The sequence below is a fragment of the Gordonia sp. NPDC003585 genome, assembly GCF_040610755.1.
In the GTDB taxonomy this organism is placed as follows: Bacteria; Actinomycetota; Actinomycetes; order Mycobacteriales; family Mycobacteriaceae; genus Gordonia.
The window spans coordinates 1-9,759 of sequence record NZ_JBEXMX010000123.1; the positions used below are offsets into that span (position 1 = coordinate 1).

Genomic DNA, 9,759 nt, shown 5'->3' on the forward strand with positions numbered 1-9,759 from the left:
GCTTCGCGCAGCGCCGCGGCCGACGGCAGCGGCGGCTGCTCGGCGGGCTGGGTCTGGACCTGGGCGTTGTAGAGGATGCCGAGGGTCTCTTCCTTGAGCCCTTCGAGCATGCCGCTGAACATGTCGAAACCTTCGCGCTGGTACTCGACCACCGGGTCGCGCTGAGCCATCGAGCGCAGGTGGATGCCCTCGCGCAGGTAGTCCATCTCGTAGAGGTGGTCGCGCCACTTGCGGTCGAGCACGCCGAGAAGGACGCTGCGTTCGAGCTGACGCATGGCGCCTTCGCCGGCGAGTTCGTCGATCGACTTCTCGCGCTTGTCGTACGCCGCGCGCGCGTCCTCGACGAGGGTCTCCTTCAGTTCCTCGGCCGAGATGTCGTCGCGCTCACCGTATTCGGTCTCCCCGACAACTTCCTTGGGATCGAGGTCGATCGGGTACAGCGTGCGCAGCGCGCTCCACAGCTCGTCGAGATCCCAGTCCTCGGCGTAACCCTCTTCGGTCGCGCCGTCGACGTAGGCGCCGACGACGTCGTCGATCATCTGCTTGACCTGCTCGCCGTGATCCTCGCCCTCGAGGATCTCGCGGCGCTCGCCGTAGATGATCTTGCGCTGCTCGTTCATCACTTCGTCGTACTTGAGGACGTTCTTACGAACCTCGAAGTTCTGCTGCTCGACCTGGGTCTGCGCGCTGCGGATGGCCTTGGTGACCATCTTGGCCTCGATCGGCACGTCGTCGGGCAGGTTGACGCGATTCATGATGACCTCGAGCGCAGCGCCGTTGAAGCGCCGCATGAGTTCGTCGCCCAACGAGAGGTAGAACCGCGATTCGCCGGGGTCGCCCTGACGACCCGACCGTCCACGCAGCTGGTTGTCGATGCGCCGCGACTCATGGCGTTCGGTGCCGAGGACGTAGAGTCCGCCGGCGTCGCGGACCTCTTCGGCTTCCTCGGCGGCTTCCTTACGGGCGAGTTCGATGGCCTCTTCCCAGGCGGCCTCGTACTCGTCGGGGGTGTGCACCGGGTCGAGTCCGGCCTTGCGCAGACGGGTGTCGGCGATGATGTCGGGGTTGCCGCCGAGCACCACGTCGGTACCACGACCGGCCATGTTGGTGGCCACCGTGATGGCGCCACTACGGCCGGCCTCGGCGATGATCTGGGCTTCTTGCTCGTGGAACTTGGCGTTGAGCACGTTGTGCGGAATGTCGCGCTTCTTGAGCTGACGCGACAGATACTCGGAACGTTCGACGCTGGTGGTACCGATGAGCACCGGCTGACCGGCCTCGTAGCGCTCGGTGATGTCGTCGACGACGGCCGCGAACTTGGCCTCTTCGGTCTTGTAGATGAGGTCGGTCTGGTCCTTGCGGATCATCGGCTTGTTGGTGGGGATCGGGAGCACGCCCAGCTTGTAGATCTGGTCGAACTCGGCCGCCTCGGTCTCGGCGGTACCCGTCATGCCGGAGAGCTTGTCGTACATGCGGAAGTAGTTCTGCAGCGTGATGGTGGCAAGCGTCTGGTTCTCGGCCTTGATCTCGACGCCCTCTTTGGCCTCGATGGCCTGGTGCAGACCCTCGTTGAACCGGCGGCCGTCGAGCACGCGACCGGTGAACTCGTCGACGATCAACACTTCACCGTTGCGGACGATGTAGTCCTTGTCGCGGTGGAAGAGTTCTTTGACCTTGATCGCGTTGTTCAGGTAGCTGACCAGCGGCGAGTTGGCGGCCTCGTAGAGATTGTCGATGCCGAGACGGTCCTCGACGAATTCGACGCCGGCCTCGTGCACGCCGATCGTCTTCTTCTTGATGTCGACCTCGTAGTGCTCGTCGCGCTCGAGCAGCGGAGCGATCCGCGCGAACTCGACGTACCACTTGCTCGACCCCTCGGCCGGACCCGAGATGATCAGCGGGGTGCGGGCCTCGTCGATGAGGATGGAGTCGACCTCGTCGACGACGGCGAAGTTGTGGCCGCGCTGGACAAGATCCTCCAGCGAATGCGCCATGTTGTCGCGCAGGTAGTCGAAGCCGAACTCGTTGTTGGTTCCGTAGGTGATGTCGGCGGCGTAGGCGACACGACGCTGGTCGGGGCTCATGCCGGTGAGGATGACGGCGGTCTCGAGGCCGAGGAAACGGTGGACGCGGCCCATCCATTCGGAGTCGCGCTTGGCGAGATAGTCGTTCACGGTGACGACGTGCACGCCGTCACCCGAGAGTGCGTTGAGGTAGGCCGGGAGCACACAGGTGAGGGTTTTGCCCTCACCTGTCTTCATCTCGGCGATGTTGCCGTAGTGCAGCGCCGCGCCGCCCATGATCTGCACGTGGAAGTGCTTCTGGTCGAGCACGCGCCAGGCGGCCTCGCGGGCGACGGCGAACGCCTCGGGCAGAAGCTCGTCGAGCGACTCGCCGTCGGCGTGCCGTTCTTTGAACTCGTCGGTCTTGGCCTTCAGTTCGGCGTCGGTCAGCGCCTCTGTCTCATCCGACAGCGCCTCGACGTGCGAAGCGATCGCATCGAGTCGCTTGACCATTCGGCCTTCACCGACGCGCAGCAGCTTGTTCAGCACCGTGGATCGAGTCCCTCACTATGTCGCCAACATACGAAATCCGGCCTACGCGTGCGCGCAGGCCGGATCCCATGGTACCGAGGCCCCCTGAGCGAATGCTGATCGGAGTCGATCAGACATCCGAGACGGGGTCGCCTACCCGTCTCAGGCGAGACGGATGAGTCCGTAGTCGAATGCGTGGCGGCGGTACACCACCGACGGCTTGTCGGTTTCCTTGTCGTGGAAGAGGAAGAAATCGTGCCCGACGAGTTCCATCTCGTAGAGCGCGTCATCCACCGTCATCGGCACCGCAGCGTGTTCCTTGACGCGGACCACCTGACCGGGCTCGTGCTCGGAAACACCGTCGTCCCAGGTCTTTTCGGTGACCTTCTCCACCTCACCCGGATCGCCGACGAAGCCGTCCACCGACAGCTGATCGTCGCGCAACGGCGGTGCGCCGATCTCGGTCGCCTCGGCCACCGAGATGGGTCGCCGGTTGCCGTGGTGCACGCGCCGACGGTCCTTGGCGCGGCGCAGCCTCGACTCCAGCTTGTCCAGGGAGCCTTCGAGTGCGGCGTAGAAGTTCTCACCACTGGCCTGCGCGCGGACGATCGGCCCCTTGCCGGTCGCGGTGACCTCTACCTGCTGGCAGATCTTGGATTGCCGACGGTTGCGTTCGTGGTTCAGCTCGACGTCGAAACGGAAGATGCTGGGATCGAACCGCTCGAGGCGGGCGAGCTTGTCGCCCACATAGATGCGGTAGTGGTCTGGGATCTCGACGTTGCGGCCGGCGAACACGACCTTCGCGGTGGGTTCGGCGGGTTCGTCGGCGCCGTCCGAACTGGGCGGACGGACGTAGGCGAACTTGGGATCGAAGGGATCTTCGGTCCGGGTGGGCTCGGCGGCCGAGGTCTCCTCGGGTGGCCGGGCGTCGCCGACCTTTGATTCGCGCTGGCCCTTACGGTGGATGACTGTTGACATTCAACTACCTCCAGAGTGGTTCACCCGGCGGCGATCGAAGCGTCGTGATCTGTTGTCGCACTGACAAATTCGTCGTTACCGGGGATCGTGGCCATGCCAGCCGAGCGGCTGGCATCCATACGCAGGGGCAACACCTCCTACCGCGCCGTCGCAATCGTTGCCTCCGCGGGGACAACAGCCCCCCGCCGGCAACCTGCTCTACCTCTGACCGTAGTCGGTCGTTTGCCTCCCGGCCACGTTTCGCGGGCCCTTGCGCGGCGTGATTTGAAACTCGGGTCCTTGGTCCCATGTCAGCGATTCGTCGCGCTCCGAACACGGGACCTCTACCTTCGGTCAGCGACTGGATACCGAACTCGTCGGATCACCGGGAAGGGTTGGGGGTCGGGGCTGGTGGCCAGGATCGGGCCCCTGACGATGGTCGTCCGGGTATGTCCCGGAAGCGGACGTTGACAGGCCCGATCTCAGTCACCGGTCGTCGGCCGTCGCGTTCCACCGAACGTGACGCCCAGGCTCATGTGCCCACAAAATCTAGGGGACGAAACTTCCTCCCCTACCCTTGGAGTCCTCCCCCAGATAATTCTGGGGGACGACTATGAACCTCGCGGAAGAAACTTCTTCCCCTAGATTTTGCGGCACGACGCCATCGTGCTTCCCCAGCTCAGAAGGGTGTCGCCGTCGAGTCGGCGACCCACCGCGGGGTTTTGTCGACAACCGTGGACGATGAAAGCCCTCACAAACCGGGACCTGTCCACAGTTCGATCGTCGAATCGCTCCACTTCCGCCGACCAACCGGCGACGGGCCCTACCGTCGCATCCATGGCAGGGAGCGCCGCGCAACGCGCGTCCGGTGTACTTCGCGCCGGCGCCGACCTCGTGCTGCCGGTGACCTGCGGCGGATGCACCCGACCGGGTAGCCGGTGGTGCGCGCGGTGCTCGGCACGCCTGGCCGACGACCCCGTCTTGTGCCGACCACGAGTGCCGCCGGGCATCCCGGTATGGGCGCTCGGCCGATACCGGGGTCCGCACCGGCAGGCGATTCTGGCGCTGAAGGAGCACGGCCGACGGGACCTGGTGATTCCCCTGGGGTCGTCGGTCGCTCGCGCGATGCGCACCCTCGCCCGCTGGGGCGAACTCCCGGACGCCCCGCGATTACACCTCGTACCCGCGCCCACGCGCACCCTGTCGGCTCGACGCCGCGGCGGCGACCCCGTGTCGGCCATCGCCACCCGCACCGCACAGGCGCTCGGCTCCCGCGTCTCGGTGGCACCGATGCTCGTCACCGCGGGCGCCGCGCGGGACTCCGCGGGCCTCGACGCCCGAGACCGGGCGCGCAACCTGCGCGGCGCGGTGCAACTGAGGGCAAGCGCCCGACGCCCGGGTCCGGGGTCTTCGGTCATCCTGGTCGACGATGTGCTGACCACCGGTGCGACGGTCGCCGAATCGGTGCACGTGCTGGCGTCGGTCGGGGTCGAGGTGGCGGCGGCTGTGGTGATCGCGGCGGCGTGAGGCCAGGCCACCGTGGCTCACCCCCGCAGCACCGAGGAGGGACTCACCCCGAACCGGCGGCGATAGGCGCTCGCGAACCGGCTCGGACTGCTGAACCCCCAACGGGCGGCGACGTCGGCCACGGTGACACCGCCGCGTTCGAGGTCGGCACCCGCCCGCTCGAGCCGGATGTCGGCGAGCGCGCGGGTCGGCGTGGTCTCCTCGAACTCCGCGAATGCCTCTTGCAGCCTGCGAACGCTCACTCCGGCGAGACCCGCCATGTCGGCGAGCGACCACGGCCGGGCGGGATCGTCGTGCAACGCGTCGAGCACGCGCTTGACCATCCCGGGCCGCAGTCGCCCGACGTCGTCGGGCGCAGCGTCGGACACCGACAGCAGGAAGGCGGTGGTCACGGCGCTGGCGAGTTGCGGTCCGACGAGCGGGTTGGCCAGCAGGTCACCCGGCTCGCGCACCTGCGCCGACAACGCCTTGACGAGCCCGAACCACGATGCGCCGTCGTCGGTTTCGAGGTTGATCTGGTCGGGCAACGTCAGCCGACGCCGCAGTGGCGCCGCGAGGACGCGGTCGGCTTCGCGTTCCAGGTACTCCGCGTCGAACTTGACCCCGATGACCTGGCAGTCCGCCGTCCAGTTGGTGATGAGCGATTCCCGGTCGGCGGTGAAGACGGTGCCGGTGCCCGGGGTCGAGACCAGCTCGCCGTGCCCGGCGCGCGAATGCAGACGCCCGGACAGCGGGATGTTCACCTCGTACGCGCTCGGATATTCGCAGGCGATGGAGACCGCTGTCCCCCACCGAAGCCGCCCGATGGTCACGCCGTCGAGCTCGACCGTCCGCATCGTCAGGTCGACGTCGGCACGACCGTCGAGCGCGGCGAGCTCGTGCGGAAAGTAGGCGTCGGCGACCGCGCGGTGAGCGGTGTCCCAATCCTGGGTTCCGACGAGGCTGCTCGGTGTGGACATCGGTAGTTCAGATCTCCCAGTGCGACCCGGTTGATTGGGCCGGCTTCCGCCGGTGGGCTTACCGACGTATCTGTGTTCTACCGCATCGATGGTCGTCGATGCGATGCAGATCACAACTCTTTCGCGCGATGTGTACCGCCTCCGCGCAATCGGTGTCGATCGCGCGGTGTCCGCGGCCCTAGCGTCTGACCCCACCACAGCCGATGTGGTCCACACACGAAGGAGTCGAACACCATGACCGCGACCATCTCCTGGCTCGACGACATCACCATGACCGAGCTGGAACGCAACCCATACCCCGTCTACGAGCGTCTGCGCGCAGAAGCCCCACTCGCCTACGTCCCGGTCCTGGGCTCGTATGTGGCCAGCACCGCCGAGGTCTGCCGGGAGATCGCCACCAGCCCCGACTTCGAGGCGATCATCACCAAGGCCGGTGGTCGGACCTTCGGGCATCCGGCGGTGATCGGCGTCAACGGCCCCATCCACGACGATCTGCGCTCGATGGTCGATCCCGCGTTGCAGCCGCAGGAGGTCGACCGCTGGATCGACGACCTGGTCCGTCCCATCGCGCGCCGCTATCTCGAGGAGTTCGAGGACGAGGGTCGGGCCGAGCTCGTCGCGCAGTACTGCGAACCGGTGTCGGTGCGCGCGCTCGGCGACCTGCTCGGACTTCAGGACGTCAGCTCGGACAAACTGCGCGAGTGGTTCCACAAGCTGTCGCGGTCGTTCACCAACGCGGCGGTCGACGAGAACGGCGAGTTCGCCAACCCCGAGGGATTCACCGAGGGCGACGAGGCGAAGGCCGAGATCCGCGCCATCGTCGACCCCAAGATCGACCACTGGATCGAACACCCCGACGACAGCGCGATCAGCCACTGGCTCCACGACGGGATGGAACCGGGCAAGACCCGCGATCGCGAGTACATCTATCCCACGTTGTACGTCTACCTGCTCGGCGCCATGCAGGAACCCGGCCACGCGATGGCGTCGACGCTGGTGGGGTTGTTCAGCCGGCCCGAGCAGCTGGAGATGGCGGTCGACGAACCGGGTCTGATCCCGCGCGCGATCTCCGAGGGCATGCGCTGGACGTCGCCCATCTGGTCGGCGACCGCCCGCATCAGCACCACCGACGTCGAGGTGGCCGGCGTGTCCTTGCCGGAAGGATCGGTGGTGCTGATGTCGTACGGGTCGGCCAATCACGACAACTCCGTCTACGACGCGCCGTCGGCCTACGACCTGACCCGGCCGCCGCTGCCGCATCTGGCGTTCGGCGCGGGGAACCACGCGTGCGCGGGCATCTACTTCGCCAACCACGTCTGCCGGATCGGTCTGGAAGAACTGTTCGACTCGATCCCGAATCTCGAACGCGACACCAGCGCCGATGTCGAATTCTGGGGCTGGGGATTCCGCGGCCCGACGTCGCTGCACGTGACCTGGGAGGTCTGACCGATGGACACGTCCCATTCCGTGGAGGTCGTCGGGTCCTCGACGCAGACCGTGCGGTGCGCCGACGATCAGCGGCTGCTCGACGCCTTCCTGCGCAACGGCGTCTACCTGCCGAACTCGTGCAATCAGGGCACGTGTGGGACCTGCAAGGTCAAGGTGTTGTGCGGGACCGTGGATGCGCCGCCCCCGTCGGACACCGTGCTTTCGCCGGAGGAGCAAACCAACGGATTCGTGCTCGCCTGCCAGTCGACGCCGCGGTCGGACACCCGCATCGAAGTGCCACTCGATGCCGCGAGCGGTCCCGGACACCTGCTGCGCGATGTCGCGGGAATCGTCAGCGGGATCGAGTCGGTCGCCGACGACACCGTCACGGTGACCGTGGACCTCGACCAACCGCTCGAGTATTCGGCCGGCCAGTACGTCGAGTTCACGGTCCCGGGCACCGACGAGGTACGGCAGTACTCGATGGCCAACCCGCCCGGCGACGGAGGTTCACTCGAATTCCACATCCGTCGGGTCGACGGCGGGCTGGCCACCGATCGATGGATCTTCGACTCTCTCGAACACGGTCACTCGATCGCGATCCGCGGACCGTGGGGTGACTTCGTCCACGACCCCGACCACGACGGCCCGATCATCCTGCTCGGCGGCGGCACCGGCCTCGCGCCGTTGAAAGCGATTGCGCTGCAAGCACTCGAGCTGGACTCCGCACGCGAGGTCCACCTCTATCACGGTGTGCGCACCCGCGGTGACCTCTACGACGTCGACTTCTGGCAGTCGCTCGCCGCCCGACATCCCGGGATGCGATACACGCCGTGCCTGAGCCGCGAGGACGGATTCGGGCGGCGCGGATACGTGGGCGATGTCCTCGTCGAGGACTTCGACTCGCTGCGCGGATATTCCGCCTACCTGTGCGGGCCGCCCGCGATGGTCGACGCCGGCGTCAAGGCGTGCAAGCGGCGCCGGATGGCCGGACGGTTGATCCGCCGGGAGAAATACACACCGGTCGCGGCGGCCGTTCCGGCGTGATCGTGGCGCCACCGGCGGGGGCTCAGTGCCACCGCGGCAGTTGCGGGTCCTCGCCCTCGATGTCGACACCTTCGACGCCGCGGGCCAGCCATTGGGCGAGGCTCTCGCGGGTTCCGTAGATGCGCTGACCACCGCCGGACAGCTCCCACCGGTCACCCTCGAGGGTCGCGAGCGTGATCGGTGGGATGTCGTCGCTCCGCTCGAGGCGTCGGACCATGGCGTCCAGTGCGTCGAGCACCGAGTCCGGGTCGGCTTCGTCGATGGTCCACACCGAGTCCAGGGCGTCGTGGGCGAGAACGACTTCGGCGATGCGCTGGGGTACCACCTCGCCGGGCGCGAGGTCGAGGTCCGCGTAGGCGACCACCGTGTCGGGCGCCGCCGATCCCAATCCGGCCGCGGCGTCGGAGAACGCACGATGCGCCTCGCGGAAGCGGGCACACACGTCGTCTGACACCGACCCCTCACCCGGCGACGAATCCCCGAGGGCTGAGCGGACCGCCGCGGCCAGGGCGAAGCCGTCGTCGGCGAGCCGGCCGATGACCTCGGAGCGCGGCGTGCCGGCGGCGGTCGGGGCGGCCAGGCGTTCGGCGCTCATCATCGAGACGATCGCGTCGAGCATCTCCGACTCCCGGCCCAGCCGCGACAAGTCCGACGAGAGCCTGGTGATTCGCGTTGACGACGTCATGCTTGGCATCGTCGCACCTGACATACCGTCGGCGGATCGGTTTCGACGGTTACGGGAGGACCGGAATCGCGCCCGGGGTCATCGCGGGCTCCACCTCGGTCCAGTACTGATCGGGTTGCCCGTTGGTACTGCCGAGACGAAGCACTCCGCGCTGGTCACCGGCGTAAACGGTCGTCGGGTTGGCCACGACCGCCCGCACCGGCGGTGAGAGGTTTCCGCTGAGCAGCCCGACCGCCGGCGTGCCATTGATCGACAACTGCACCACCGGGGATTCGGGCGCCTCGCGGGCGACCATCAGCGTCGTCGGCGACGCCCAGTCCAGCGACACCGCCCGGTTGCCGATGTTGTAGGCCGCGATGCGTGGGCTGGTCAGTGACACCTCGCCGTCGGCGTTGGTCGACACCACCGCGAACAGCACTTGCCCGCCGACCAGCAGCGCGACCCGCACCCCGTCCGGGGCCACCTGCAGTTCGTTGATCGGGCCGCGGGCCACCGCGGGGATGGCGGCGGCGTTGACCTCCGCCATCGAGGTGCCGTCCGCGTCGCGCGTCCAGCGCATCGGCCGGCCGTCGACGACCACCCACACCGTGTCGGCGTCTCCCCCGAACGACGGGCGGGTGAT

8 protein-coding genes are annotated in these 9,759 nt (G+C 67.3%); 3 read left to right on the forward strand and 5 right to left on the reverse strand.

Annotated elements, in window-relative coordinates; all coding sequences use genetic code 11:
- Both secA and raiA read right to left on the reverse strand, forming a co-directional pair.
- Window positions 1–2,552: preprotein translocase subunit SecA (gene secA / locus ABZW74_RS22805; protein ID WP_355279584.1), on the reverse strand; the 2,552-nt coding region annotated here is incomplete at its 3' end.
- A gap of 144 nt (window positions 2,553–2,696) precedes the next feature.
- Window positions 2,697–3,512, reverse strand: a complete 816-nt coding sequence (gene raiA / locus ABZW74_RS22810) for a ribosome-associated translation inhibitor RaiA (protein WP_355279587.1) — start codon at window positions 3,510–3,512, stop codon at window positions 2,697–2,699.
- An 816-nt stretch (window positions 3,513–4,328) separates the two neighbouring features.
- Between raiA and ABZW74_RS22815 the strand changes: the two genes are divergently transcribed.
- Complete coding sequence (locus ABZW74_RS22815) at window positions 4,329–5,018, forward strand: phosphoribosyltransferase family protein (RefSeq protein ID WP_240856746.1); 690 nt, start codon at window positions 4,329–4,331, stop codon at window positions 5,016–5,018.
- Between the two features lie 17 nt (window positions 5,019–5,035).
- On the opposite strand, the gene ABZW74_RS22820 is transcribed toward ABZW74_RS22815, so the two are convergent.
- Window positions 5,036–5,977: an AraC family transcriptional regulator gene (locus tag ABZW74_RS22820; protein WP_240856745.1), complete on the reverse strand. Its 942-nt coding sequence runs from the start codon at window positions 5,975–5,977 to the stop codon at window positions 5,036–5,038.
- Between the two features lie 234 nt (window positions 5,978–6,211).
- Here ABZW74_RS22820 and ABZW74_RS22825 point away from each other — a divergent pair, with 234 nt between their 5' ends.
- Both ABZW74_RS22825 and ABZW74_RS22830 read left to right on the forward strand, forming a co-directional pair.
- Complete coding sequence (locus tag ABZW74_RS22825) at window positions 6,212–7,423, forward strand: cytochrome P450 (protein ID WP_355279591.1); 1,212 nt, start codon at window positions 6,212–6,214, stop codon at window positions 7,421–7,423.
- A gap of 3 nt (window positions 7,424–7,426) precedes the next feature.
- A complete protein-coding gene (locus ABZW74_RS22830; RefSeq protein ID WP_240856743.1) occupies window positions 7,427–8,452 on the forward strand; it encodes a 2Fe-2S iron-sulfur cluster-binding protein in 1,026 nt (341 codons plus the stop codon).
- A gap of 22 nt (window positions 8,453–8,474) precedes the next feature.
- Here ABZW74_RS22830 and ABZW74_RS22835 read toward each other — a convergent pair whose 3' ends face one another.
- Together ABZW74_RS22835 and ABZW74_RS22840 are read right to left on the reverse strand one after the other, a co-directional pair.
- On the reverse strand, window positions 8,475–9,137 hold the full coding sequence (locus ABZW74_RS22835) for a hypothetical protein (RefSeq protein ID WP_240856742.1): 663 nt from the start codon (window positions 9,135–9,137) through the stop codon (window positions 8,475–8,477).
- Window positions 9,138–9,186: 49 nt separating this feature from the next.
- Window positions 9,187–9,759, reverse strand: a 573-nt coding sequence (locus ABZW74_RS22840; RefSeq protein WP_355279594.1) for an LpqB family beta-propeller domain-containing protein, incomplete at its 5' end; no start/stop codon positions are given.

Coding starts and splice junctions, on each gene's coding strand:
- raiA (WP_355279587.1), bottom strand. CDS start 3,512: ATGTCAACAGTCATCCACCGTAAGGGCCAGCGCGAATCAAAGGTCGGC.
- ABZW74_RS22830 (WP_240856743.1), top strand. CDS start 7,427: ATGGACACGTCCCATTCCGTGGAGGTCGTCGGGTCCTCGACGCAGACC.
- ABZW74_RS22835 (WP_240856742.1), bottom strand. CDS start 9,137: ATGACGTCGTCAACGCGAATCACCAGGCTCTCGTCGGACTTGTCGCGG.
- ABZW74_RS22825 (WP_355279591.1), top strand. CDS start 6,212: ATGACCGCGACCATCTCCTGGCTCGACGACATCACCATGACCGAGCTG.
- ABZW74_RS22815 (WP_240856746.1), top strand. CDS start 4,329: ATGGCAGGGAGCGCCGCGCAACGCGCGTCCGGTGTACTTCGCGCCGGC.
- ABZW74_RS22820 (WP_240856745.1), bottom strand. CDS start 5,977: ATGTCCACACCGAGCAGCCTCGTCGGAACCCAGGATTGGGACACCGCT.